The 24,308-nt window shown below is 61.0% G+C and carries 25 protein-coding genes; 19 read left to right on the top strand and 6 right to left on the bottom strand.

Features of this window, described 5'->3' with window-relative positions:
• Positions 1–160: 160 nt before the first annotated feature.
• The 3 genes from AC3WJW_RS05025 to rpmE all read right to left on the bottom strand — a co-directional run bounded on the left by AC3WJW_RS05025 (position 161) and on the right by rpmE (position 2,655).
• Entirely contained in the window at positions 161–1,429 is a 1,269-nt protein-coding gene (locus tag AC3WJW_RS05025; protein WP_007989306.1) for a malic enzyme-like NAD(P)-binding protein, read from the bottom strand.
• Positions 1,430–1,612: 183 nt separating this feature from the next.
• Positions 1,613–2,401 (bottom strand): thermonuclease family protein, encoded by a 789-nt coding sequence (locus AC3WJW_RS05030; RefSeq protein ID WP_493725322.1) that lies wholly within the window; start codon positions 2,399–2,401, stop codon positions 1,613–1,615.
• Positions 2,402–2,436: 35 nt separating this feature from the next.
• Complete coding sequence (gene rpmE, locus AC3WJW_RS05035) at positions 2,437–2,655, bottom strand: 50S ribosomal protein L31 (RefSeq protein WP_008047849.1); 219 nt, start codon at positions 2,653–2,655, stop codon at positions 2,437–2,439.
• Positions 2,656–2,945: 290 nt separating this feature from the next.
• Here rpmE and AC3WJW_RS05040 point away from each other — a divergent pair, with 290 nt between their 5' ends.
• From AC3WJW_RS05040 to AC3WJW_RS05085, 10 genes are all read left to right on the top strand, one after another.
• The gene (locus tag AC3WJW_RS05040) at positions 2,946–5,165 is read left to right on the top strand and encodes a primosomal protein N' (RefSeq protein WP_033047971.1); all 2,220 of its coding nucleotides are present in this window, start codon (positions 2,946–2,948) and stop codon (positions 5,163–5,165) included.
• 235 nt (positions 5,166–5,400) lie between these two features.
• Positions 5,401–7,137, top strand: coding sequence for an arginine--tRNA ligase (gene argS / locus AC3WJW_RS05045; protein WP_493725323.1), 1,737 nt, complete (start codon positions 5,401–5,403; stop codon positions 7,135–7,137).
• Between the two features lies 1 nt (position 7,138).
• Positions 7,139–7,846, top strand: a complete 708-nt coding sequence (locus tag AC3WJW_RS05050; RefSeq protein WP_095942351.1) for an SPOR domain-containing protein — start codon at positions 7,139–7,141, stop codon at positions 7,844–7,846.
• 219 nt (positions 7,847–8,065) lie between these two features.
• On the top strand, positions 8,066–8,596 hold the full coding sequence (gene hslV / locus AC3WJW_RS05055) for an ATP-dependent protease subunit HslV (RefSeq protein WP_007975582.1): 531 nt from the start codon (positions 8,066–8,068) through the stop codon (positions 8,594–8,596).
• Positions 8,597–8,650: 54 nt separating this feature from the next.
• Complete coding sequence (gene hslU, locus AC3WJW_RS05060; RefSeq protein WP_102698564.1) at positions 8,651–9,988, top strand: ATP-dependent protease ATPase subunit HslU; 1,338 nt, start codon at positions 8,651–8,653, stop codon at positions 9,986–9,988.
• Positions 9,989–10,131: 143 nt separating this feature from the next.
• Positions 10,132–10,503, top strand: a complete 372-nt coding sequence (locus AC3WJW_RS05065; RefSeq protein ID WP_108230757.1) for a gamma-butyrobetaine hydroxylase family protein — start codon at positions 10,132–10,134, stop codon at positions 10,501–10,503.
• 258 nt (positions 10,504–10,761) lie between these two features.
• Positions 10,762–12,441, top strand: a complete 1,680-nt coding sequence (phaC, locus tag AC3WJW_RS05070; RefSeq protein ID WP_102698563.1) for a class II poly(R)-hydroxyalkanoic acid synthase — start codon at positions 10,762–10,764, stop codon at positions 12,439–12,441.
• Positions 12,442–12,596: 155 nt separating this feature from the next.
• Positions 12,597–13,451, top strand: a complete 855-nt coding sequence (gene phaZ, locus AC3WJW_RS05075) for a poly(3-hydroxyalkanoate) depolymerase (RefSeq protein WP_007975576.1) — start codon at positions 12,597–12,599, stop codon at positions 13,449–13,451.
• A gap of 115 nt (positions 13,452–13,566) precedes the next feature.
• Complete coding sequence (phaC, locus tag AC3WJW_RS05080) at positions 13,567–15,249, top strand: class II poly(R)-hydroxyalkanoic acid synthase (RefSeq protein WP_493725324.1); 1,683 nt, start codon at positions 13,567–13,569, stop codon at positions 15,247–15,249.
• Between the two features lie 59 nt (positions 15,250–15,308).
• Positions 15,309–15,929 (top strand): TetR/AcrR family transcriptional regulator, encoded by a 621-nt coding sequence (locus AC3WJW_RS05085; RefSeq protein ID WP_407799798.1) that lies wholly within the window; start codon positions 15,309–15,311, stop codon positions 15,927–15,929.
• 193 nt (positions 15,930–16,122) lie between these two features.
• Here AC3WJW_RS05085 and AC3WJW_RS05090 read toward each other — a convergent pair whose 3' ends face one another.
• The 3 genes from AC3WJW_RS05090 to AC3WJW_RS05100 form a co-directional block, all read right to left on the bottom strand.
• Complete coding sequence (locus AC3WJW_RS05090) at positions 16,123–16,992, bottom strand: phasin family protein (RefSeq protein ID WP_493725325.1); 870 nt, start codon at positions 16,990–16,992, stop codon at positions 16,123–16,125.
• A gap of 10 nt (positions 16,993–17,002) precedes the next feature.
• Positions 17,003–17,425, bottom strand: coding sequence for a phasin family protein (locus AC3WJW_RS05095; protein WP_218501339.1), 423 nt, complete (start codon positions 17,423–17,425; stop codon positions 17,003–17,005).
• Between the two features lie 205 nt (positions 17,426–17,630).
• On the bottom strand, positions 17,631–17,906 hold the full coding sequence (locus tag AC3WJW_RS05100; RefSeq protein ID WP_102698558.1) for a polyhydroxyalkanoic acid system family protein: 276 nt from the start codon (positions 17,904–17,906) through the stop codon (positions 17,631–17,633).
• Between the two features lie 155 nt (positions 17,907–18,061).
• On the opposite strand from AC3WJW_RS05100, the gene ubiE reads away from it, so the two are divergent.
• The 9 genes from ubiE (at position 18,062) to AC3WJW_RS05145 (ending at position 24,193) form a co-directional block, all read left to right on the top strand.
• Positions 18,062–18,832 (top strand): bifunctional demethylmenaquinone methyltransferase/2-methoxy-6-polyprenyl-1,4-benzoquinol methylase UbiE, encoded by a 771-nt coding sequence (ubiE, locus tag AC3WJW_RS05105; protein WP_007975568.1) that lies wholly within the window; start codon positions 18,062–18,064, stop codon positions 18,830–18,832.
• The gene (locus AC3WJW_RS05110) at positions 18,832–19,455 is read left to right on the top strand and encodes a ubiquinone biosynthesis accessory factor UbiJ (protein WP_007975567.1); all 624 of its coding nucleotides are present in this window, start codon (positions 18,832–18,834) and stop codon (positions 19,453–19,455) included. Before ubiE ends, AC3WJW_RS05110 begins: the two co-directional genes overlap by 1 nt.
• The gene (gene ubiB / locus AC3WJW_RS05115; RefSeq protein WP_102698557.1) at positions 19,452–21,056 is read left to right on the top strand and encodes a ubiquinone biosynthesis regulatory protein kinase UbiB; all 1,605 of its coding nucleotides are present in this window, start codon (positions 19,452–19,454) and stop codon (positions 21,054–21,056) included. Before AC3WJW_RS05110 ends, ubiB begins: the two co-directional genes overlap by 4 nt.
• A 166-nt stretch (positions 21,057–21,222) precedes the next feature.
• Positions 21,223–21,624 (top strand): phosphoribosyl-AMP cyclohydrolase, encoded by a 402-nt coding sequence (gene hisI, locus AC3WJW_RS05120; RefSeq protein ID WP_493725326.1) that lies wholly within the window; start codon positions 21,223–21,225, stop codon positions 21,622–21,624.
• Positions 21,617–21,949: a phosphoribosyl-ATP diphosphatase gene (locus AC3WJW_RS05125; protein WP_056725734.1), complete on the top strand. Its 333-nt coding sequence runs from the start codon at positions 21,617–21,619 to the stop codon at positions 21,947–21,949. The genes hisI and AC3WJW_RS05125 overlap by 8 nt, the downstream gene beginning before the upstream one ends.
• 25 nt (positions 21,950–21,974) lie before the next feature.
• Positions 21,975–22,247, top strand: a complete 273-nt coding sequence (locus AC3WJW_RS05130) for a twin-arginine translocase TatA/TatE family subunit (RefSeq protein WP_102698555.1) — start codon at positions 21,975–21,977, stop codon at positions 22,245–22,247.
• 10 nt (positions 22,248–22,257) lie between these two features.
• Positions 22,258–22,698, top strand: a complete 441-nt coding sequence (gene tatB / locus AC3WJW_RS05135) for a Sec-independent protein translocase protein TatB (RefSeq protein ID WP_493725327.1) — start codon at positions 22,258–22,260, stop codon at positions 22,696–22,698.
• Positions 22,695–23,489 carry a twin-arginine translocase subunit TatC gene (gene tatC / locus AC3WJW_RS05140; RefSeq protein ID WP_057712372.1) on the top strand — a complete coding sequence of 265 codons (795 nt, stop codon included), beginning with the start codon at positions 22,695–22,697 and terminating at the stop codon, positions 23,487–23,489. Before tatB ends, tatC begins: the two co-directional genes overlap by 4 nt.
• Positions 23,486–24,193, top strand: coding sequence for a 16S rRNA (uracil(1498)-N(3))-methyltransferase (locus tag AC3WJW_RS05145; RefSeq protein ID WP_493725328.1), 708 nt, complete (start codon positions 23,486–23,488; stop codon positions 24,191–24,193). The genes tatC and AC3WJW_RS05145 overlap by 4 nt, the downstream gene beginning before the upstream one ends.
• The last annotated feature ends 115 nt before the right edge of the window (positions 24,194–24,308 follow it).

Below are 24,308 nucleotides of genomic sequence, written 5' to 3' on the forward strand. Positions count from 1 at the left end.
CACAGGAATCAGCGGTGTACATAAATTCGATGTACACCATCGCCCACTGTGGGAGCGAGCTTGCTCGCGAAGAGGCCCTTACAGGTGGCACAAAACTGTCAGGCACAAAAAAGCCCCGACTCTCGCAAGCCGGGGCTTTTCGTTGAAACGTTACAACGGCTTAGCCGTTGAACACATCATCCACGCTTTTCAGCGGGTAGTTCTTCGGATACGGCAGGGTCGCCACGCCGGTCTCGATGGCGGCTTTAGCCACGGCATCGGAGATCAGGGTGATCAGACGGGCATCCATTGGCTTCGGAATGATGTACTCACGGCCGAATTCCAGTTTGATGCCGCCATAGGCGTCGCACACTTCCTGAGGCACTGGCAGCTTGGCCAGTTCACGCAGGGCGTTGGCCGCAGCCACTTTCATTTCTTCGTTGATGCGCTTGGCGCGAACGTCCAGGGCACCACGGAAGATGAACGGGAAGCCCAGTACGTTGTTGACCTGGTTCGGGTAGTCGGAACGACCGGTGGCCATGATCACGTCGCTACGGGTGGCGTGTGCCAGCTCCGGGGAGATTTCCGGATCAGGGTTGGAGCACGCGAACACGATCGGGTTGGCCGCCATGGACAGCAGGCCTTCAGGGCTCAGCAGGTTCGGGCCGGACAGGCCTACGAACACGTCAGCGCCTTGCAGGGCGTCAGCCAGGGTGCGCTTGTCGGTCGCGTGAGCGAACACAGCCTTGTACTGGTTCAGGTCGTCACGGCCGGAGTGGATCACACCGGTACGGTCGACCATGTAGATGTTTTCGATGTTGGCGCCCATGCTCACCAGCAACTTCATGCAAGAGATGGCGGCGGCGCCGGCACCCAGGCAGACGATCTTGGCTTCCGGCAGGGTTTTGCCAGCGATTTCCAGGGCGTTGATCATGCCGGCCGCGGTCACGATAGCGGTGCCGTGCTGGTCATCGTGGAATACCGGAATATCGCACTGCTCGATCAGGGCGCGTTCGATTTCAAAGCACTCGGGTGCCTTGATGTCTTCCAGGTTGATGCCACCGAAGGTGATGGAGATGCGCTTGACGGTGTCGATGAAGGCCTGCGGGCTTTCGGAGTCGACTTCGATGTCGAAAACGTCGATGCCGGCGAAGCGCTTGAACAGTACGCCTTTACCTTCCATCACTGGCTTGGAAGCCAATGGGCCGAGGTTACCCAGGCCGAGAATCGCGGTGCCATCGGAAATGACTGCAACCAGGTTGCCTTTGCCGGTGTACTTGTAGGCCAGCTCAGGATCGCGGGCGATCTCGCGTACTGGCTCGGCTACGCCCGGGCTGTAGGCCAGCGACAGGTCGCGAGCGGTAGCAGTGGCCTTGGTGAGCTCGACACTCAGCTTCCCTGGACGAGGATTGGCGTGATATTCGAGAGCGGCAGTTTTCAGATCAGACATTTTGGCATTCCGCTTTTTACTGTTGGACAGACTGGTCAGCGAGGATACGCGCCTCGCAAAGTCCCCACAAGACTGACTGGTCACCCCTGTCAAGCGCCCGCCCCTACGACTTTGGGCCAAGAGCCACGGCACACAAGGCTTAGACTGTTCACAATCGAATGAAAAAATGTCTACAATTTTTTATCACTGTACCGCTTGAAGCATCGCCGGGTCGGTCAAGGGCAACATCCAGCGCGCCTGCCCTTCTTTCAGTCCGCCACGTCGCGAACGATCCAGCACCCAGCCGCGCGCCTCGATCTGCTTGCCCTTGAGGCTTTCCAGCGAGTTCACATCGAAACGCGCCAGCAGATTGGGTGCAACGCGCAATACAACCGAGTCCTGCAACTCGATCCAAACCCCGCCTCGATTGCGCTGCACCTTGCTCACACGACCGCTGAGCACGGCAAAACCGGAAGTGCTGATCTGCTCCGCTTTCAGTACAGGCGACTGGCGCCACACACCGAGCCCGGCCCGTCGAGCGTTGCGCTCTGCGGCTTGCTGACAGGCGACCAGATCGACGTTCGGCGCCACGGCCACCTGGAAACCCAGGCCTTCGGCGAGCATCTGCGCTTCAAGGTTGGCGCCATCTGCACCGTAGACATGGGCCAGCGTGCGGCCGTAATGGTCCTTGCTTTCTTTACCAGGCACCAACCCGACCCGCCCGTCACTCGCCGCCACCAATGCCTCAAGGCGTTTGCGCGCGGCCACGGCGAAGGGTTCGTCGGAACGGCCCTGCTTGCCCAGCTCCGGCGTGTTCAAGCCGATCATGCGCACATTGCGGCCATCGCTCAGGCGCAGGGTGTCGCCATCCACCACCCGCTGCACCGCGACGGGCGTCAGGCCGCCTGGCGTCGGACAAAAGGCCTGCGCGCCAGACAGCCAAATCGCGGACACAAAAAAGGCGCCCGCGAGGGACGCCTTTTTCATCAGCATGGAAAAACCGTAGCGGCTTCCCAAGTTGATCGGCCTTAGGCCTTTTTCGCGCCGAAAGCACCGAAACGGTCTGCGAAACGCTGAACGCGGCCGCCAGTGTCCAGAGTCTTCTGCTTACCGGTGTAGAACGGGTGGCATTCGTTGCAAACGTCGATCGCCAGGGCTTTGCCGAAGGTCGAACGGGTTTCGAACTTGTTGCCGCAGCTGCAGGTAACAGCAACTGCCGGGTATTCTGGATGGATATCAGCTTTCATGGTGTTTTCCTCGGGCTAGCGTGCCGCCACCCAACACTATTGTTGAATACCGCACGTAATTAGGCCGCGGATTCTACCAGACAATCCCGTTCACGCAAGCTGTCGCTTCTACCGACCGTCTGCTAGGCTCCCGGCCCAAAGCACATTCCCCTGTGGGAGCGAGCTTGCTCGCGATAGCGTCGTGTCAGGCAACATAAATGCTGACTGACAGGGCCTCATCGCGAGCAAGCTCGCTCCCACAGGTTATGGGTCCAGCCTTTCATTTACTGCCCGCAAAGAGAATCCCCCGCGTGCCCGACGCCATTCTGCGCCTCGCCCTGCCTTCGCCGCTGCGCCGCCTGTTCGACTACCGCGCTCCGGCCGGCGTCCTGCGTGCCCAACTGCACCCCGGCATGCGCCTGCGGGTACCGTTCGGCCGGCGCGAGATGATCGGGATTCTGGTGGAAGTCACCGACACCAGCGAAGTGCCGGCCGAGAAACTCAAGCCGGCCCTGGCCCTGCTCGACGCTACGCCACCGCTGCCGCCCGCGCTGTTCAAGCTGTGCCTGTGGACCTCTCAGTACTATCAGCACAGCCTCGGCGACACCTTGAGCTGGGCATTGCCGGTGTTGCTGCGCCAGGGTGAGCTGGCCGAAGCGCGCCAGGAACGCTTCTGGTCTGCCGCGCCAGGCGCCAGCCTCGATGATCCGCGCATCGCCCGCGCTCCGCGTCAGCGCGAAGCCCTGGCCACGCTGGCCCAGCATCCCCACGGCGTCGCTCATCAGTTGCTGAGCAAACTGATGCTGAGCAAGGACAGCCTGGACTTGCTGCTGGCCAAGGAACTGGTGCAGGTCGAGATCCGTCGCCACGCCCCCGGTGCACGTCACGAACACTGGCTGGCGCAACCGGAACTGCCGCTGAACCCGGAGCAGCGCGCCGCCTATGAGGCCATTCGCGCCGGCTTCGACAGTTACCACGCGTTCCTGCTGGCCGGCGTCACCGGCAGCGGCAAGACCGAAGTCTATCTGCAGTTGATCCGCGAAACCCTGGAGGCCGGCAAGCAGGCACTGGTGCTGATCCCGGAAATCAACCTCGGCCCACAGACCCTGGCGCGCTTCGAACAGCGCTTCAACGCCCGCATTGCGCTGATCCATTCGGCGGTCAATGACCGCGAACGCCTTGATGCCTGGCTGGCCGCCCGGGACGGCGAGGCCGACATCATTATCGGCACCCGTTCTGCCTTGTTCACGCCGATGAAGAACCCCGGCCTGATCATCATCGACGAAGAGCACGACGGCTCCTATAAACAGCAGGAAGGCTTGCGCTACCACGCCCGTGATCTTGCGCTGGTGCGGGCGCGACAGGAAAACATCCCGATCGTCCTCGGCTCCGCCACGCCCTCGCTGGAAAGCCTGCACAACGCCTACACCGGCCGCTACGGGCTGCTGCGCCTGAATGAGCGCGCCGGCGGGGCCAAACAGCCGCGCTTCCTGCGCCTGGACGTAAAAAGCCGCCCGCTGGACAGTGGTATTTCCGGGCCGATGCAGCAGGCCATCGGCCAGACCCTGGCCGCCGGGCAGCAGGTACTGGTGTTCCTCAACCGCCGCGGTTTCGCCCCGACCCTGCTGTGTCACGATTGCGGCTGGATGTCCGAGTGCCAGCGCTGCGATGCGCGAATGACCGTGCATCAGCGTTACGGCGAGCTGCGCTGCCACCACTGCGGCTACGTCGAACGCGTGCCGCGCCAGTGCCCGAAATGCAACAAGGTCGATCTGCGCCCCGTCGGCGCCGGCACCGAACGGGCCGAGGAGCGCCTGGCGATTCTGTTCCCGGACTATCCGGTGCTGCGGGTCGACCGCGACAGCACATCGCGCAAGGACGCGATGAACCAGCTGTTCGCGACCATTCAGAAAGGCCAGCCGTGCATCCTGATCGGCACGCAAATGCTTGCCAAAGGCCACCACTTCCCACGGGTGACGCTGGTGTCGATCCTCGACGCCGACGGCGGCCTGTTCTCCGGCGACTTCCGCGCCAGCGAACGCATGGCGCAGTTGATCGTCCAGGTCGCCGGCCGCGCAGGCCGCGCCGAAGAGCCGGGCAAGGTGATTATCCAGACGCACCTGGCCGACCACCCGCTGCTGGTGCAACTGACCGAGCAAGGCTATTTCGCTTTCGCCGAACAGGCCCTGAGCGAACGCCGCGCGGCTGGCTTGCCGCCGTTTGCGCATTTGGCGCTGCTGCGGGCCGAAGCGCATAAACCGGGCCAGGCCGAAGGTTTTCTCGATGAGGCGTGCAGCGAGGCCGAGCGCTTGCTGGCTGAACAGGGTTTGACCGGGATCGAACTGTTGGGGCCGGTGCCGGCACCAATGGAGCGGCGGGCCGGGCGTTATCGCGCGCAGTTGTTGTTGCAGGCTACGGCGCGGGCGCCACTGCATCGGTTGCTGGCCAGTTGGTTGTTGGTGCTGGAGCAGATGCCGAGTGGGCGGGCGGTGCGCTGGTCTTTGGATGTCGATCCTGTCGATTTGTATTGATTTCAAAACCGTAATCGCGAGCAAGCTCGCTCCCACAATGGTTTTCAGGGGGCATACAATTTGTGCCCACCACAAAACCTGTGGGAGCGAGCTTGCTCGCGATGACGGCCAATTTGTCACCACACATCCACAACCTGCCTGCTAAGGTTGGCAAGCCCGTCTTCGCAACGGATAATGCCCAGTTTTTCCACCAGCGCATGATGCGCCGCCGCGCCTGCGGTCGAAAGAGAAGACCATGAAAGACACCATTCGCCAGCTGATCCAACAAGCCATCACCCAACTCGTCAACGAAGGTGTGTTGCCTGAAGGCCTGTCGCCGGCGATCCAGGTGGAAAACTCTCGCGACAAGAAGAACGGCGACTTTGCCAGCAACATCGCCATGATGCTGGCAAAGCCGGCCGGCATGAAGCCACGTGATCTGGCGGAAAAAATCATCGCCGCGCTGCCGGCTGACGAAAACGTTTCCAAGACCGAAATCGCAGGTCCCGGCTTCCTGAACTTCTTCCAGAACACCGACGCCCTGGCGACCCGCCTGGACACCGCCCTGGCCGATGACCACATCGGCGTGCGCAAGGCCGGTCCGGTACAGCGCACCGTGGTCGACCTGTCGGCACCGAACCTGGCCAAGGAGATGCACGTCGGCCACCTGCGCTCGACCATCATCGGCGACGGCGTGGCCCGCGTTCTCGAATTCCTCGGCGACACCGTGATCCGTCAGAACCACGTCGGCGACTGGGGCACCCAGTTCGGCATGCTGATGGCTTACCTGCAGGAAAACCCGATCACCAGCGACGAGCTGTCGGACCTGGAGAACTTCTACCGCGCCGCCAAGCAGCGCTTCGACGAATCCGAAGAGTTCGCCGACCGCGCCCGCGGCCTGGTGGTCAAGCTGCAGGCCGGCGATGCCGACTGCCTGGCCCTGTGGACCAAGTTCAAGGACATCTCGCTGTCCCACTGCCAGAAGATCTACGAACTGCTCAACGTCAAACTGACCATGGCCGACGTGATGGGCGAAAGCGCCTACAACGACGACCTGATCAACGTGGTCAACGATTTGAAGGCCGCTGGCATGCTGGTCGAGAGCAACGGCGCCCAGTGCGTGTTCCTCGACGAGTTCAAGAACGCCGACGGCGACCCGCTGCCGGTGATCATCGTCAAGGCTGACGGCGGTTACCTCTACGCCACCACCGACCTGGCGGCCGTGCGCTACCGCAGTGGCAAGCTCAAGGCCGATCGTGCGCTGTACTTCGTCGACCAGCGTCAGGCCCTGCACTTCCAGCAGGTGTTCGCCGTGGCGCGCAAAGCCGGTTTCGTGACCCATCCGATGGAAATGGAACACATGGGCTTCGGCACCATGAACGGCGCTGACGGCCGTCCGTTCAAGACCCGTGATGGCGGCACCGTGAAGCTGATCGACCTGCTGACCGAAGCCCAGGAACGTGCCTACACCCTGGTCAAGGACAAGAACCCGGAACTGGCCGAGGCCGAGTTGCGCAACATCGCCAAGGTGGTGGGCATCGGCGCAGTGAAATACGCCGACCTGTCCAAGCACCGCACCAGTGACTACAGCTTCAACTTCGACCTGATGCTCAACTTCGAAGGCAACACCGCACCCTACCTGCTGTACGCCTACACCCGCGTGGCCGGCGTGTTCCGCAAACTCGGCAAGGACTTCAGCGAAGTCGATGGCCAGATCGTCCTCGAAGCGACGCACGAACTCGAACTGGCAGCGAAGCTCGCGCAGTTTGGCGAGATCCTGAACAACGTGTCCGAAAAAGGCACCCCGCACATCCTCTGCACCTACCTGTACGACGTCGCCGGCCTGTTCTCCAGTTTCTACGAGAACTGCCCGATCCTCGCCGCCGATACCCCGGCACAAATGCAGAGCCGCCTGCGCCTCGCCGCGCTGACCGGACGCACCCTCAAGCAAGGCCTGGAACTCTTGGGCCTGGAAACTCTGGAGCGTATGTAAGTTGGCTGCCAAGAAAAAACCTGCACCCAAGCGTGGCGCCAGCCGTTACCAAGCTCCTGCAAAGCAACCGATCCCGGGCTGGCTGTGGATGGCCATCGGCCTGACGGTCGGCGCGTTCATCGTGTTCCTGATGAAGCTGGAACCGGGCAAGGGCAGCGACACGGTCAAGCGTGAAAAGGTCGAGCAACAGCAAAAAGCCAGCAAGATCGCCGAGGCCAACAAGACCCCGCCGAGCCCGACGCAACCGGTGAAGCCGAAGTACGACTTCTACACCTTGCTGCCGGAATCGGAAGTCATCGTGCCGCCGGATGCCGTGCCGGAAAAAACCCTGCCGACACCGCAAGTGCCGGCCATCCCGACAACGCCGGTCACCCCGGCCGAAGCGGCGAAGATCGACACGGCTCGCGCCCAGGCTGCATTGGCCGGGATCACGCCGCCGCCAGCGCCGCCGGTCAAGGCTGCGCCTGTGACGAAGTTTTTCCTGCAGGCTGGCTCGTTCCGCAAGGAGACCGATGCGGACAAGGTTCGGGCGCAGATCATTCTGCTGGGCCAGGCTGTGGCGGTTGAGTCCGGGACGGTGAAGGACGAAACCTGGTATCGGGTGCTGGTCGGACCGTTCAGCAACCGCGAACAACTGACGACCGCCCAGAAACAACTGGCCGGCGCCGGCTTCAGCAATCTGTTGTTACAACAACGCCAGAGCCGCTGATTACCTGCCCGCCCGGGAATCACCGCCCCCTGTAGGAGCTGCCGCGGGCTGCGATCTTTTGATCTTGAAAAAACAAAATCAAAAGATCGCAGCCTTCGGCAGCTCCTACGCGCCTCGCACCACTCGTCCCCTCTCCCGTCCTACAGTTGAAATCCACTCCAGCACCCCCATATGAATGGGCATAAGGCATTTTCGCCCCGCTGCGTGGAGACTCTTCCCTTGACCACCATCGTTTCAGTTCGCCGCCACGGCAAAGTCGTCATGGGCGGCGACGGCCAGGTTTCCCTTGGTAATACCGTGATGAAAGGCAACGCGAAAAAAGTTCGCCGCCTGTACCACGGCCAGGTCATTGCCGGTTTTGCCGGTGCCACCGCCGACGCCTTTACCCTCTTCGAACGTTTCGAAGGCCAGCTTGAAAAACACCAGGGCCACCTGGTGCGCGCCGCCGTCGAACTCGCCAAAGAATGGCGCACCGACCGCTCCCTGAGCCGCCTTGAAGCCATGCTCGCGGTCGCCAACAAGGATGCCTCCCTGATCATTACCGGCAACGGTGACGTAGTCGAACCCGAAGACGGCCTGATCGCCATGGGTTCCGGTGGCGCCTACGCCCAGGCCGCAGCCAGCGCGTTGCTGAAAAAAACCGACCTGTCAGCCCGGGAAATCGTCGAAACCGCCCTCGGCATCGCCGGCGACATCTGCGTATTCACCAACCACACCCAGACCATTGAGGAGCAGGACTGCGCCGAGTAAGCCCGTGCAGCCACCGCACTACGGCTCATTCTTGCTTGAGGTCCACTGAATATTATGTCCATGACTCCCCGTGAAATCGTCCACGAACTCAACCGCCACATCATCGGCCAGGACGATGCCAAGCGCGCCGTCGCCATTGCCCTGCGCAACCGCTGGCGTCGCATGCAGCTGCCTGAAGAGCTGCGCGTTGAAGTCACGCCAAAGAACATCCTGATGATCGGCCCGACCGGCGTCGGTAAAACCGAGATCGCCCGTCGCCTGGCAAAGCTGGCCAATGCGCCGTTCATCAAGGTCGAAGCGACCAAGTTCACCGAAGTCGGCTATGTCGGCCGCGACGTCGAATCGATCATTCGTGACCTGGCCGATGCCGCGATCAAGCTGCTGCGCGAGCAGGAAATCGTCAAGGTTCGCCACCGCGCCGAAGACGCCGCCGAAGAGCGCATCCTCGACGCCCTGCTGCCACCGGCGCGCATGGGCTTCAGCAACGACGATGCCCCGACTGCCGATTCCAACACCCGCCAGCTGTTCCGCAAGCGCCTGCGCGAAGGTCAGCTGGACGACAAGGAGATCGAAATCGAAGTCGCCGAAATGGCCGGCGTCGACATCTCCGCGCCACCGGGCATGGAAGAAATGACCAACCAGCTGCAAAGCCTGTTTGCCAACATGGGCAAGGGCAAGAAAAAAGCCCGCAAGCTCAAGGTCAAAGAAGCGCTGAAGATGGTGCGCGACGAAGAAGCCAGCCGTCTGGTCAACGATGAAGAGTTGAAGGCCAAGGCCCTGGAAGCCGTCGAGCAGCACGGCATCGTGTTCATCGACGAAATCGACAAGGTCGCCAAGCGTGGTAATTCCGGTGGCGTCGATGTATCCCGCGAAGGCGTGCAGCGCGACTTGCTGCCGCTGATCGAAGGCTGCACCGTCAACACCAAGCTGGGCATGGTCAAGACCGACCACATCCTGTTCATTGCTTCCGGTGCGTTCCACCTGAGCAAGCCAAGCGATCTGGTGCCTGAGCTGCAAGGCCGTCTGCCGATCCGTGTCGAACTCAAGGCCCTGAGCCCGGAAGACTTCGAACGCATCCTCAGCGAACCGCACGCCTCGCTCACCGAGCAATACTGTGCGCTGCTGAAAACCGAAGGCCTGGGCATCGAGTTCCAGCCGAGCGGCATCAAGCGCATCGCGGAGATCGCCTGGCAGGTCAACGAAAAAACCGAAAACATCGGTGCCCGTCGCCTGCACACCCTGCTCGAGCGCCTGCTCGAAGAGGTGTCGTTCAGCGCCGGCGACCTGGCCAGCGCCCATGACGGCAAGGTGATCCAGATCGACGCCGACTACGTCAACAGCCATCTGGGCGAATTGGCGCAGAACGAAGACCTGTCCCGTTATATCCTGTAAGCAACTCTTACAGCGATAGAGAACCTGTGGGAGCGAGCTTGCTCGCGATGAGGCCATCTCATTCGATACTCATGTTGAATGTGATACCGCAATCGCGAGCAAGCTCGCTCCCACAAGGATCTCCACAAAGCGGACATCCGGTCATGATCCCCACCGACATCAAGCTGCACAAAGCCTCGAAAACCCTGTCGCTGAAATACGCGTCCGGCGAGGAATACACCCTGCCCGCCGAGTTCCTGCGCGTGCACTCTCCTTCCGCCGAGGTCCAGGGCCACGGCAAACCCATCCTGCAATTTGGCAAAATCAACGTCGGCCTGACCAAGGTAGAACCGGCCGGTCAGTACGCACTGAAACTGACCTTCGATGACGGTCACGACAGCGGCCTGTTCACCTGGGAATACCTCTACGAACTGGCGCGACGTTATGACGCACTGTGGGAAGATTATCTGGCCGAACTCAAAGCCGCCGGAAAAACCCGCGACCCGAACGAATCCGTCGTCAAGCTGATGCTCTAATCCGAGCCTCTTGCTCTTTAGAGGGCATTTTCTAATTTCATCTGTTTGAATGCTCCGCTTCAGGGCCGTCGATTGGCCTGCTTGCGAAAAAAATTAAACTCGGGTAACCAATGGAACTGGCAAGTTCCCTGCAGTGCTCACTGCGAACAAAAGCAGCGATGCAGTATTAACGGTCACCCGAGCAGCAGTACCTGGCATTGGTTGTGTGACTGCACAGCAGGCCCCGGGTACTCGTCTCAGGACATTGGAGCGTCGTAGATGAGTAACAAGAATAACGATGACTTGAAGCAACAAGCCTCCGAAAACACCTTGGGGCTGAATCCTGTCGTTGGATTGCGTGGAAAAGATCTACTGGCTTCTGCTCGCATGGTGCTCAGGCAGGCCATCAAACAGCCGATTCACAGCGCCAAGCATGTCGCCCATTTCGGTCTTGAACTCAAGAACGTACTGCTCGGCAAATCCGAACTTCTTCCGAATGGCGATGACCGTCGCTTCGCCGATCCGGCCTGGAGCCAGAACCCGCTCTACAAACGTTATCTGCAAACCTATCTGGCGTGGCGCAAGGAACTCCACGACTGGATCGATGACAGCAACCTGCCGGCCAAGGACGTCAGCCGCGGGCACTTCGTGATCAACCTCATGACCGAAGCCTTCGCCCCGACCAACACGGCGGCCAACCCGGCAGCGGTCAAACGTTTCTTCGAGACCGGCGGTAAAAGCCTGCTCGACGGCCTCTCGCATCTGGCCAAGGACCTGGTACACAACGGCGGCATGCCGAGCCAGGTCAACATGGGGGCATTCGAGGTCGGCAAGACCCTGGCCGTGACCGAAGGTGCAGTGGTGTTTCGCAACGACGTGCTAGAGCTGATCCAGTACAAGCCCACCACCGAACAGGTGCACGAGCGCCCTTTGCTGGTGGTGCCACCGCAAATCAACAAATTCTACGTTTTCGACCTCAGCCCGGAGAAAAGCCTGGCGCGGTTCTGCCTGCGCAGCAACGTGCAAACCTTCATCGTCAGCTGGCGCAATCCGACCAAGGAGCAGCGTGAGTGGGGCCTGTCGACTTACATCGAGGCGCTCAAGGAAGCGGTCGACGTGGTCACCGCGATCACCGGCAGCAAGGACGTGAACATGCTCGGCGCCTGCTCCGGTGGCATCACCTGCACCGCGCTGCTGGGCCATTACGCAGCGATTGGCGAGAACAAGGTCAATGCCCTCACCTTGCTGGTCAGCGTGCTCGACACCACCCTGGACAGCGATGTGGCGCTGTTCGTCGATGAACAAACCCTCGAAAGCGCCAAGCGCCACTCCTATCAGGCCGGCGTGCTGGAAGGCCGCGACATGGCGAAAGTCTTTGCCTGGATGCGCCCCAACGACCTGATCTGGAACTACTGGGTCAACAATTACCTGCTGGGCAACGAGCCACCGGTGTTCGACATCCTGTTCTGGAACAACGACACCACCCGCTTGCCGGCCGCGTTCCACGGCGACCTGATCGAAATGTTCAAAAGCAATCCATTGATTCGTCCGAATGCACTGGAAGTGTGCGGCACACCGATCGACCTGAAGCAGGTCACCGCCGATATCTTTTCCCTGGCCGGGACCAGCGACCACATCACCCCGTGGCGCTCCTGCTACAAGTCGGCGCAACTGTTCGGCGGCAATGTTGAATTCGTGCTGTCCAGCAGCGGGCATATCCAGAGCATTCTGAACCCGCCGGGCAATCCGAAATCGCGCTACATGACCAGCACTGAAATGCCCGCCAATGCCGATGACTGGCAGGAAGAGTCGACCAAGCACGCCGATTCGTGGTGGCTGCATTGGCAGGCCTGGCAGGCACAGCGCTCGGGGAACCTGAAAAAAGCTCCGCTGAAACTGGGCAACAAGGCGTACCCGGCGGGCGAAGCTGCACCGGGCACTTACGTGCATGAGCGGTAACTGACACACCTCGACTTCCCTGTGGGAGCGAGCTTGCTCGCGATGACGGTGGCAGGTTTGGCATATGCGCTGACTGACACTCCGCTATCGCGAGCAAGCTCGCTCCCACAGGGGGCGGGGATGAACTGGAAAAAGCGACCCACAGGGCCTGAAGCATGCCGCAACCCTTCATATTCCGTACCGTCGACCTGGATGGCCAGACGCTCCGCACGGCGGTACGCCCCGGCAAGCCTCACTTGACGCCCCTGCTGATTTTCAACGGCATCGGCGCCAACCTGGAGCTGGTGTTCCCGTTCATTGCGGCGCTGGACCCGGACCTGGAAGTCATCGCCTTCGACGTACCCGGTGTCGGCGGTTCGTCGACGCCAAACCGGCCGTATCGTTTTCCGGGGTTGGCCAAGCTCACGGCGCGGATGCTCGACTATCTCGACTACGGGCAGGTCAACGTCATCGGCGTGTCCTGGGGTGGCGCCCTGGCCCAGCAGTTCGCTTATGACTATCCGGAGCGCTGCAAGAAACTCGTGCTGGCCGCCACGGCGGCGGGTGCAGTGATGGTGCCGGGCAAGCCGAAAGTGTTGTGGATGATGGCCAGCCCGCGACGCTACATCCAGCCGTCCCACGTGATCCGCATCGCGCCGATGATCTACGGTGGTGCGTTCCGTCGCGACCCGACACTGGCCGCCAGCCACGCGGCCAAGGTGCGTTCGGCGGGCAAGCTCGGTTACTACTGGCAACTGTTCGCCGGCCTCGGCTGGACCAGCATCCACTGGCTGCACAAGATCCGCCAGCCGACCCTTGTGCTGGCCGGCGACGATGACCCGTTGATCCCGTTGGTCAACATGCGCTTGCTGGCCTGGCGGATTCCCAACGCCCAATTGCACATCATCGATGACGGTCATCTGTTCCTGATTACCCGGGCCGAAGCGGTGGCCCCGATCATCATGAAATTCCTGGAGGAGGAGCGCCAGCGCGCGGTGATGCATCCGCGTCCGGCGCCATTGGGCAGTTAAAGCGCTGCATCAGCGGTCGGCAGGACGCCACGCCGCGCAACAACCCGTTACAGCGTCTATGGTGTTCTGGTTCAGTGTGTTTGTTTTTGGCCTGAAGACGAAGGAGTGTTGAATCATGCGCGAGAAACCAGCGAGGGAATCCTTAGCGACTCCCGCCGCGTTCATCAATGCACAGAGTGCGATTACCGGCCTGCGCGGCCGGGATCTGCTGTCGACCCTGCGCAGTGTGGCCGCCCATGGCTTGCGCAACCCACTGCACAGCGCCCGGCATGCCCTCAAACTCGGCGGTCAGCTTGGTCGCGTGCTGCTGGGCGAAACCCTGCACCCGACCAACCCGCACGACGCTCGCTTCGCCGACCCGGCGTGGAGCCTCAACCCGTTTTATCGCCGTAGCCTGCAGGCCTATCTGAGCTGGCAGAAGCAGGTCAAAAGCTGGATCGACGAGAGCAACATGAGCCCGGACGACCGCGCCCGCGCCCACTTCGCCTTCACCTTGCTCAACGACGCCGTATCGCCCTCCAACACCCTGCTCAACCCACTGGCGGTCAAGGAGCTGTTCAATTCCGGCGGTAACAGCCTGGTGCGGGGCATCGGCCATCTGGTGGACGATCTGCTGCATAACGACGGCCTGCCCCGGCAAGTCACCAAGCAAGCGTTCGAGGTCGGCAGGACGGTCGCCACGACCACCGGTGCCGTGGTGTTTCGCAACGAGCTGCTGGAGTTGATCCAGTACAAACCGATGAGCGAAAAGCAGTATTCCAAGCCCCTGCTGGTGGTGCCGCCGCAAATCAACAAGTACTACATTTTCGACCTGAGCCCGCACAACAGTTTCGTCCAGTACGCCCTGAAAAACGGCCTGCAAACCTTCATGATCAGCTGGCGCAACCCGGATGTGCGTCACCGCGAATGGGGGCTCTCGACCTACGTCGAAGCCGTGGAAGAAGCGATGAATGTCTGCCGGGCGATCACCGGCGCACGCGAGGTCAACCTGATGGGCGCCTGCGCCGGCGGGCTGACCATTGCCGCGCTGCAAGGCCATTTGCAGGCCAAGCGGCAGCTGCGCAGGGTGTCCAGCGCGACGTATCTGGTGAGCCTGCTCGACAGTCAGCTGGACAGCCCCGCTACGCTGTTCGCCGACGAGCAGACGCTGGAGGCTGCCAAGCGCCGCTCCTATCAAAAAGGTGTGCTGGACGGCCGTGACATGGCCAAGGTCTTCGCCTGGATGCGCCCCAACGATTTGATCTGGAGCTACTTCGTCAACAACTACCTGTTGGGCAAGGAGCCACCGGCGTTCGACATCCTCTACTGGAACAACGACAACACGCGCCTGCCGGCCGCCCTGCATGGTGACCTGCTGGACTTCTTCAAGCACAACCCGCTGACCCACCCGGGCGGACTGGAAGTGTGTGGCACGCCGATCGATTTGCAGAAGGTCACCGTCGACAGCTTCAGCGTCGCCGGCATCAACGATCACATCACGCCGTGGGATGCGGTGTATCGCTCAACGCTGTTGCTCGGTGGCGAGCGGCGCTTCGTGCTGTCCAACAGCGGACATGTGCAGAGCATCCTCAACCCGCCGAGCAACCCGAAAGCCAACTACGTCGAGAACGGCAAACTAAGCAGCGACCCGCGCGCCTGGTACTACGACGCCAGGCATGTCGACGGCAGTTGGTGGACCCAATGGCTGAGCTGGATTCAGGAACGCTCCGGCGCGCAGAAGGAAACCCACATGGCGCTCGGCAACCAGAACTACCCACCGATGGAGGCAGCACCCGGTACTTACGTGCGCGTGCGCTGACGTTCAACGAGCCACGGCCGCTGCCGGCCGTGGCAAGACCCGATCATTAAGAAGACTGGATGAAAACCCGCGACCGGATCCTCGAATGTGCCCTGCAGTTGTTCAATCAGAAGGGCGAACCGAATGTCTCCACCATGGAAGTTGCCAATGAAATGGGCATCAGCCCGGGCAACCTCTACTACCACTTTCACGGCAAGGAACCGCTGATACTCGGGCTGTTCGAGCGCTTTCAATGTGAACTGCAACCGCTGCTCGACCCACCGTCCGACGTCGAATTGGGCCCCGAAGATTACTGGTTGTTCCTGCATTTGATCGTCGAGCGCCTGTCCCACTACCGGTTTCTGTTCCAGGACCTGTCGAACCTCGCCGGACGCCTGCCGAAACTGGCCAAGGGCATTCGCAACCTGCTCAATGCACTCAAGCGCACACTGGCGTCGTTGCTCGCACGATTGAAGGCTCAAGGGCAATTGGTCAGCGACACTCAGGCGTTAGGGCAACTGGTGGAACAAATCACCATGACCCTGCTGTTTTCACTGGATTACCAGCGGATTCTCGATCGCGAAGGCGAGGTACGGCTGGTGGTTTATCAGATCATGATGCTGGTGGCGCCGCATCTGTTGCCACCGATCAAAGTGGCGACGGAGCAAATGGCGATGCAGTACCTGGATGCACACGAGTAAGCCTGACACCCCCCCAACCCTGTGGGAGCGAGCTTGCTCGCGATGGCGTCTGTTCAGCCAACATGGATGTCGACTGATACACCGCTATCGCGAGCAAGCTCGCTCCCACAGTGGGCTTGTGTCGCTCAGAAGTCCGCGCACAAACAAAAACGCCCGACCTTGGCAGGCCGGGCGTTTTCTTGAGCCCTGAAAATCAGGACTGACTGGTTGGCGTCGATGGAGCTGGCGCGGCAGTCGGGGTGACAGCAGGGGTTGGCGCGGTCGCGGAGTTCGAAGCGCTGACCGGAGCTGCTGCCGGGGTTGCAGGCTTGGCAGCTGCCACTGCTGGTTTTGGCGCGGCGGCTTTTGGAGCTGCCGGCTTCTTCACTGCAGGTTTTTTCGCAGCAGCAGGTTTGGCTGCCGGCTTGGCGGCGGCGGGTTTTGCTGCAGCCGTTTTAGCCGCAGGCTTGGCCGCTGCTGGCTTGGCAGCCGGTTTGGCGACAGCTTTCGCTGCAGCCGGTTTGGCCGCTGCAGTTTTAGCGGCAGGCTTGGCAGCAGGTTTAGCCGCTGCTTTTGCCAGTGGCTTGGCAGCGGTTTTCGCGGCAGGCTTGGCGGCGGCAGTCTTGGCAGCAGGCTTGGCTGCCGCGGTTTTCGCCGCAACAGGCGCAACCTTGGCACCGGTCAGTTTTTCGATTTGCTTGGTCAGGGTCTCGACCTTGCTGTGCAGGGCCTTGACTTCGTTGCGGCTCGGTACGCCCAGACGCGAGATGGCGCTGTTCAGACGCTTGTCGAAAGCACCTTCGAGCTCATCCCACTTGCCCAGTGCACGATCTTTCACGCCGCTGATGCGCGATTTGGCCGAAGAAGCGGAGTCCTTGGCGGCGTCGACTGTCTTGCCAACAGCGCTCTTGGTGAGCTTCTCGGCTTTCTCGCCGTCCTTAACCAATGCATCGAAGAGTTTGCTGCCGTCAGTGTCGATCTTCGAGTACACGCCTAAACCAGCCAGCCAGATTTTTCGGGAGTAATCTTCAACCTTCCCGATCCACGAGCTGCCTTCTTTTTCGGTTTTCTTTTTAACAGCCATCCCGTTCTCCTTAAGATTTACGCGCGACACGTTCGAGCAATGCCGTCAGCTCATCGAGCTTAGCAGAGAGTGTCTCAACGTCATGTTTAGACGGAATGCCGATACGATTCAAGGCACTTGCGACACGCGTGTCGAACGCCTTCTCGACCTTGTCGAGTTGAACTTCGACACGGCCTTTGAAAGTGCTGACTTCACTCTTGACTTCAACGATCTCGGCATTGGCCGCTTCGAGTTTCTCAGCGACTACTTTTTTGCCTTTCTTTTCAACAACCTGACCAGCCTTGATCAGCTCTTGAAAGTATTCGCTGCCCTCTTGGCCGACCTTGGCGTAGGCGCCCAGGCCTGCCAGCCAGATCTTGCGGGCATAGGATTTGACGTCGCCCAGCGTGCTGGTCGATGCGTCGATTTTTTTCTTCAAAATAACTTTGGCCATGGTGCACCTCACGCGCAAAAGGTTTGAGGAACTGCCCGGATAAGTGGCGGGCTCTGGCACAAAGTAGGGAGAAAAATTAGAAACGGCACCCTAACAAATGACATAAATGAGTGGTGCCTTTCGGAAAAGATCGCAGCCTTCGGCAGCTCCTACAGGTAAACGCGAGCCTGTGTAGGAGCTGCCGAAGGCTGCGATCTTTTCGGGATCACACGAGGGCCTTGTCCAGCGCCTTCTCGATTTCCGCTTTGATCATGCCGCTCATGGCCGACATCATCAGGCCCAGCTCCACGTCGACACGAATCGAATCCTCGGTGACATGCACCGCACCCTTCACACCCGAGCGCTTGAGGTTCAGGGTGTCGCCGGACCACTGCGGCTCCAGGCCATACTGATCGGAAAGTTTCTGCGCCAGCTTGTCGGCCTTCTCGCGAGCCGCTTCCTTGCCCAGGCCGTGGGCACGTTCAACACTAATACGGGCCATTGAATGACTCCTGCTTTATGGATGCTTTCCCGGGTCATCTTGACCTCTGCTGCGTCAAAACGTCCCGATGGTTGCCCATCTTACCTTCAGCCTTGCCAAGACAAAGCATGCCTTGGGGATTAGAATGTCGCGCATTCTCTTTTGGTGACAGCGATATGACTGATCAGCGCAAAGGCAGCGATGCCGAACCCACCACTCACTTCGGCTTCAAAAACGTTCCGGAAAGCCAGAAAGCGGAAAAAGTCGCTGAGGTTTTCCACTCGGTAGCCGCCAAGTACGACCTGATGAACGACCTTCTGTCGGGCGGAATGCACCGTCTATGGAAGCGTTTCGCGATCGAGCTGTCGGGCGTTCGTGCCGGCAATCGCGTGCTCGACATCGCCGGTGGTACCGGCGACCTGACCAGGAAGTTCTCGCACCTGGTAGGCCCGACCGGCCAGGTCGTACTGGCCGACATCAACGAGTCCATGCTCAAGGTCGGCCGTGACCGCCTGCTGGACCTGGGTGTGGCCGGCAACGTCGAATTCGTCCAGGCCGATGCGGAAAAACTGCCGTTCCCGGACAACCATTTCGACTGCGTGACCATCGCCTTCGGCCTGCGCAACGTGACCCACAAGGAAGATGCCCTGCGCTCGATGCTGCGCGTGCTCAAGCCAGGTGGCCGTTTGCTGGTGCTGGAATTCTCCAAGCCGACCAACGCGCTGATGTCCAAGGCCTACGACGCCTACTCGTTCGCCTTCATGCCGTTGATGGGCAAGCTGATCACCAACGACTCGGAAAGCTATCGCTACCTGGCCGAATCGATCCGCATGCACCCGAACCAGGAAACCCTGAAGTCGATGATGGTCGAGGCCGGTTTCGACCGCGTGACCTATCACAACATGACCGCAGGCATCGTTGCCCTGCACCGCGGCATCAAGCCCTGATGCTGCTTGCCGGCCTGCTCGCCAGCGTTGAACTCGGTCTGAACCGGGTGCTGCGCCTCGACAGCACGGCGCTGCCGCGGCTGGCGCATCTGACCGGCAAAGTGATTGCCGTCGATTGCCGCAGCCCGGCGCTGCACCTGTTCATCCTGCCCAGCGACGAAGGCCTGATGCTCGCCTCCCAGTGGGAAACCGGCGCCGACTGTACCTTGCGTGCACCGGCTTCAAGCCTGTTGAAACTGGCCATGAGCAAGGACAAGACCTCGATCCTGCACAGCCCGGAAGTCGAACTCGACGGCGACAGCGGCGTGCTGCTGGAACTGGCGGCGATCCTCCAGGACCTGGAGCTGGACTGGGAGTACGAACTCTCGCGCTGGCTGGGTCCGGTCGCCACGCAACTGGTCGGCGGCCACCTGCGCAGTCGCGCCCGCTGGTACCAGCAAGGCTTTGCCAGCCTGGGCCAGAACCTGGGCGAATACCTGGCCGAAGAATCGCGCACCCTTGTCGGTCAGCGCGAAGCCGAAGCCCGATTCAGTGAACTGGACCAGATCAAGCTCGATCTGGAACGTCTCGAGGCGCGTTTCGAGCGCCTTTCCCGATCCCTCGACCCAAGCGATAACGCATGAAGCTGCTTGCCGTCCGCCGTTTGTTGCGCATCCAGCGCGTCGTGATCCGCTACCGCCTCGATGACCTGCTGTTCGCCCTGCCACTGCCGTGGTTTCTGCGAGCGCTGCGTTACGCGTTGCCGTGGCGCTGGTTCCCGCGCAAGACCCTGGACCTGAGCCGTGGCGCGCGCCTGCGCCTGGCGTTGCAGGACCTGGGGCCGATTTTCATTAAGTTCGGGCAGATCCTGTCCACTCGCCGCGACCTGTTGCCCGAAGACATCGCCGATGAACTGATGAAGCTGCAGGACCGCGTGCCGCCGTTCGACTCGCAGGTGTCGGTCAAGCTGATCGAAGAACAGCTGGGCAAGAAAATCAGCGACGTGTTCAGCCGTTTCGATGTCGAACCGCTGGCCTCGGCTTCGGTGGCGCAGGTGCATGCCGCGCAACTGAAAACCGGCGAAGAAGTGGTGGTCAAGGTGATCCGTCCCGGCCTCAAACCGGTGATCGCCCAGGACCTGGCGTGGCTGTTCATCCTCGCCCGCGCCGCCGAAAAGCTCTCCGCCGATGCGCGCCTGCTGCACCCGGTGGACGTGGTCAGCGATTACGAAAAAACCATCTACGACGAACTCGATCTGCTGCGCGAGGCGGCCAATGCCAGCCAGTTGAAGCGCAACTTCGATGGCTCGCCACTGCTGTACGTGCCGCAAGTCTATTGGGACTGGTGCCGGCCGAAAGTACTGGTGATGGAGCGCATCTACGGTATCCAGGTCACCGATCTGGCGACCCTGGCCGACCAGCGCACCGACATGAAAATGCTCGCCGAGCGTGGCGTGGAGATTTTCTTCACCCAGGTGTTCCGCGACAGCTTCTTCCACGCCGACATGCACCCCGGCAACATCTTCGTCAGCACCGTGAACCCGTGGAGCCCGCAGTACATTGCGATCGACTGCGGCATCGTCGGCAGCCTGACCCCGGAAGACCAGGATTACCTGGCGCGCAACCTGTTCGCCTTCTTCAAGCGCGATTACCGTCGCGTGGCGCAGTTGCACATCGATTCGGGCTGGGTGCCAGCGGAAACCAAGCTCAACGAATTCGAAGCGGCGATCCGTACCGTGTGCGAGCCGATCTTCGAAAAACCGTTAAAAGATATTTCCTTCGGTCAGGTGCTGATGCGCCTGTTCCAGACCGCTCGACGCTTCAACATGGAGGTTCAACCGCAGTTGGTCCTGCTGCAAAAAACCTTGTTGAACATCGAAGGCCTGGGCCGTCAGCTGTACCCGGACCTCGACCTGTGGAACACCGCGCAGCCGTTCCTCGAACGCTGGATGCGCGAGCGGGTCAGCCCCAAAGCCCTGCTCGGCAACGTGCAGAGCCAGTTCGAACAGATCCCGCACCTGGCCAACATGGCCCGCGACCTGCTCGAACGCATGTCCCAGCCCCACGCCTACGACCCGCCGCCCGCGTGGCACCGACGCCGCGACGACTGGTTCCTGCGCCTGCTCGGTACGGCCCATCTGGCCGGTGGCGCCATCCTTGCCGCTGGCGGGCCACTGAATCAGCTGGACTATTGGCCAGCTGGCATCATGATGGCGGTCGGTTTGTATCTGGTCGTGCGTCGATAGCATGTATCAGCTGCAAGTTATAAGCTTCAAGCTTCAAGCGATGTTCGTAGCAATCATGTTTAATTCACGCCTGTAGATATGCGTTGCACAATACGAAGGATCGAAGCGCACTGGCTTTTACTTGCGGCTTGAAGCTTAAGGCTTGGGGCTGCTTCAGGAACTGAAGATGAAAAACTGGCTGGACCAGATCAAGTGGGACGCCGATGGCCTCGTGCCGGCAATTGCCCAGGATCACAAGACCGGGCGCGTCCTGATGATGGCCTGGATGAACCGCGAAGCACTGGAGCTGACCGCTGCCGAGAACCGCGCCATTTACTGGTCGCGCTCCCGTGGCAAGCTGTGGCGCAAGGGCGAAGAGTCCGGCCACGTGCAAACCCTGCACGAGATGCGCCTGGACTGTGACGCCGACGTCATCATCCTGATGGTCGAGCAGATCGGCGACATCGCTTGCCATACCGGACGCCAGAGCTGCTTCTACCGCGTCTACGAGAACGGCGACTGGACAACGGTCGACCCGGTCCTGAAAGATCCGCATGCCATCTATTCCGCAGGGCACAAACATGAGTGACACTCTCAATCGCCTCGCAGAGGTACTGGAAGAGCGCAAAGGCGCAGCCGCCGACAGCTCGTATGTCGCCAGCCTGTACCACAAGGGCCTGAACAAGATTCTGGAAAAAGTCGGCGAAGAGTCGGTCGAGACCATCATTGCCGCCAAGGACGCCGCCGTCAGCGGCGACTGCAGCGATGTGATCTACGAAACCGCCGATTTGTGGTTCCACAGCATGGTCATGCTCGCCCAATTGGGGCAGCATCCACAGGCTGTACTCGATGAACTGGACCGTCGTTTCGGTCTCTCCGGACACGCCGAGAAAGCCTCGCGCCCGTCCGCCTGAATAACTATTAGAGAGGAGCAGCAGCATGGGCATTTTTGACTGGAAACACTGGATCGTCATCCTGGTTGTCGTGGTACTGGTATTCGGCACCAAGAAACTGAAAAACCTCGGCACTGACGTCGGCGAATCGATCAAGGGCTTCAAGAAAGCCATGAACGACGACGAAAAACCGGCCGACCCGAATGCGACCCCGGCCCAACCGGTTCCGCCGGTCCAGCCACAGACCACTGTGAACCAGCCGCACACCATCGACGTGCAGGCACAGAAAGTCGAAGAGCCGATCCGCAAAGACGTGTGAGCGCAGACTAATGTTTGGTATCAGCTTCTCTGAACTGCTGCTCGTCGGCCTCGTCGCCCTGCTGGTGCTGGGCCCCGAGCGCTTGCCGGGCGCTGCGCGCACCGCTGGCCTGTGGGTCGGGCGCCTGAAGCGCAGCTTCAACGCAATCAAACAGGAAGTTGAACGTGAAATCGGTGCCGACGAGATTCGTCGGCAACTGCACAACGAACACATCCTGTCGCTTGAGCAGGAGGCGCGGAAAATCTTCACGCCGACCCAGCAGGAGCCGACGCCGGTCGAGCATGTGGGTGCGCAGACGATTCAAGCGCCTGCCGCCACTGTCGACTCGACACCTGCTCCCGTTGTAGCGCCTGTCGAACCTGCGCGCGTTGTTGCAGCCGCTCCGGTTGAACCCGCTGCGCCCGTTGCGCCGGCCCCTCATGACCCAACACTGCCACCGCGAGCCCCATGAGCGATCTTCCTGAAAACGACCAGCACATGCCGCTGGTTTCGCACCTCACCGAGTTGCGTACCCGTCTGCTGCGCTGCGTAGCGGCGATCTTCATCATCTTTGCCGGGCTGTTTGCCTTCACCCAGCAGATCTACACCTTCGTCTCCACGCCGCTGCGTGCGTACCTGCCCGCCGGCGCGACGATGATTGCCACCGACGTGTCGTCGCCATTCCTGACGCCGCTGAAGCTGACGATGATGGTCTCGCTGTTCCTGGCGATTCCGGTGATCCTGCACCAGATCTGGGGTTTCATCGCCCCGGGCCTGTACAAGCATGAAAAGCGTATTGCCGTGCCCTTGCTGGTTTCCAGCATCTTTCTGTTCTACGCCGGCATGGCCTTCGCCTATTTCCTGGTGTTCCCGCTGATCTTCAAGTTCTTCGCCGCCGCCACCCCGGCCGGTGTGGAAATGATGACCGACATCACCAGCTACCTCGATTTCGTCATGACGCTGTTCTTCGCCTTTGGCGTGGCGTTCGAAATCCCGGTGGCCGTGGTGCTGCTGGTGTGGATCGGCGTGGTCGACGTCAAATACCTGAAGAAGATCCGCCCGTACGTGATCATCGGCTGCTTCGTGGTCGGCATGATCCTGACACCACCGGACATCTTCTCGCAGACCTTGCTGGCCGTGCCGATGTGGCTGTTGTTCGAGATCGGCATCCTGTTCGGCAGCCTGATCAGCAAGCGTGGCGACCATCCGGAAGACCAACCGGCTGACGATCACAACGACCAGCCGCCAGCGACCCAAGCGTGAACCTGCTGCTCCTGGAAGAAGCCGACTTCATTGCGGCCGACCGGGTGATCCTGCGTGATCGCCGGTTGACGCACATGCAGGAAGTCCACCGCTGTGAAGTGGGTGACAGCATGCGCGTCGGGCGAATCGGCGGGCTGATGGGCTCGGCCGAAGTACTGCGCCTGGACGCCGACGAAGCGGAATTGCGCGTCACCCTCGACCAGCCGCCACCGGCCAAGCTGCCGCTGACCCTGGTATTGGCCCTGCCGCGCCCCAAGATGCTGCGCAGGGTGTTCCAGACCGTGGCGGCCATGGGTGTGCCACATATCGTGCTGGTCAACAGCTATCGCGTCGAGAAGAGCTTCTGGCAGACTCCCTTCCTGGAGCCCGAGGCCATTCGCGAGCAATTGATTCTCGGCCTCGAACAGGCCCGGGACAGCGTGCTGCCGGAAGTCGTCATCGAGAAGCGCTTCAAGCCGTTCGTCGAGGACCGTTTGCCGGCAATCACCGACGGCACCCTCGGCCTGGTGGGGCATCCCGGCAATTACCCGCCCTGCCCTCGCGCACTCAGCGAACCGGTGACCCTGGCCATCGGCCCCGAGGGTGGCTGGATTCCCTACGAAATCGACCTGCTGGGCAAATCCGGCCTGCAACCGGTGCAACTGGGCGAGCGCATCCTGCGCGTCGAAACCGCCGTGACCGCGCTGCTGGCCCGCCTGTTCTAACACTGCCCCCCTGTAGGAGCTGCCGAAGGCTGCGATCTTTTGATTTTGCTTTTAAAGATCAAAAGATCGCAGCCTGCGGCAGCTCCTACAGAATCTCTGCGCGCCGCCGATACAG

This window comes from Pseudomonas sp. GW821-FHT07G06 (assembly GCF_058986625.1).

Coding starts and splice junctions, on each gene's coding strand:
- hisI (WP_493725326.1), top strand. CDS start 21,223: ATGAAAAACTGGCTGGACCAGATCAAGTGGGACGCCGATGGCCTCGTG.
- phaC (WP_493725324.1), top strand. CDS start 13,567: ATGCGCGAGAAACCAGCGAGGGAATCCTTAGCGACTCCCGCCGCGTTC.
- AC3WJW_RS05065 (WP_108230757.1), top strand. CDS start 10,132: ATGATCCCCACCGACATCAAGCTGCACAAAGCCTCGAAAACCCTGTCG.
- ubiB (WP_102698557.1), top strand. CDS start 19,452: ATGAAGCTGCTTGCCGTCCGCCGTTTGTTGCGCATCCAGCGCGTCGTG.
- AC3WJW_RS05025 (WP_007989306.1), bottom strand. CDS start 1,429: ATGTCTGATCTGAAAACTGCCGCTCTCGAATATCACGCCAATCCTCGT.
- AC3WJW_RS05085 (WP_407799798.1), top strand. CDS start 15,309: ATGAAAACCCGCGACCGGATCCTCGAATGTGCCCTGCAGTTGTTCAAT.
- AC3WJW_RS05130 (WP_102698555.1), top strand. CDS start 21,975: ATGGGCATTTTTGACTGGAAACACTGGATCGTCATCCTGGTTGTCGTG.
- ubiE (WP_007975568.1), top strand. CDS start 18,062: ATGACTGATCAGCGCAAAGGCAGCGATGCCGAACCCACCACTCACTTC.
- AC3WJW_RS05090 (WP_493725325.1), bottom strand. CDS start 16,992: ATGGCTGTTAAAAAGAAAACCGAAAAAGAAGGCAGCTCGTGGATCGGG.
- AC3WJW_RS05095 (WP_218501339.1), bottom strand. CDS start 17,425: ATGGCCAAAGTTATTTTGAAGAAAAAAATCGACGCATCGACCAGCACG.
- tatC (WP_057712372.1), top strand. CDS start 22,695: ATGAGCGATCTTCCTGAAAACGACCAGCACATGCCGCTGGTTTCGCAC.
- AC3WJW_RS05030 (WP_493725322.1), bottom strand. CDS start 2,401: ATGCTGATGAAAAAGGCGTCCCTCGCGGGCGCCTTTTTTGTGTCCGCG.
- tatB (WP_493725327.1), top strand. CDS start 22,258: ATGTTTGGTATCAGCTTCTCTGAACTGCTGCTCGTCGGCCTCGTCGCC.
- phaZ (WP_007975576.1), top strand. CDS start 12,597: ATGCCGCAACCCTTCATATTCCGTACCGTCGACCTGGATGGCCAGACG.
- rpmE (WP_008047849.1), bottom strand. CDS start 2,655: ATGAAAGCTGATATCCATCCAGAATACCCGGCAGTTGCTGTTACCTGC.
- argS (WP_493725323.1), top strand. CDS start 5,401: ATGAAAGACACCATTCGCCAGCTGATCCAACAAGCCATCACCCAACTC.
- AC3WJW_RS05100 (WP_102698558.1), bottom strand. CDS start 17,906: ATGGCCCGTATTAGTGTTGAACGTGCCCACGGCCTGGGCAAGGAAGCG.
- hslU (WP_102698564.1), top strand. CDS start 8,651: ATGTCCATGACTCCCCGTGAAATCGTCCACGAACTCAACCGCCACATC.
- phaC (WP_102698563.1), top strand. CDS start 10,762: ATGAGTAACAAGAATAACGATGACTTGAAGCAACAAGCCTCCGAAAAC.
- AC3WJW_RS05110 (WP_007975567.1), top strand. CDS start 18,832: ATGCTGCTTGCCGGCCTGCTCGCCAGCGTTGAACTCGGTCTGAACCGG.
- AC3WJW_RS05125 (WP_056725734.1), top strand. CDS start 21,617: ATGAGTGACACTCTCAATCGCCTCGCAGAGGTACTGGAAGAGCGCAAA.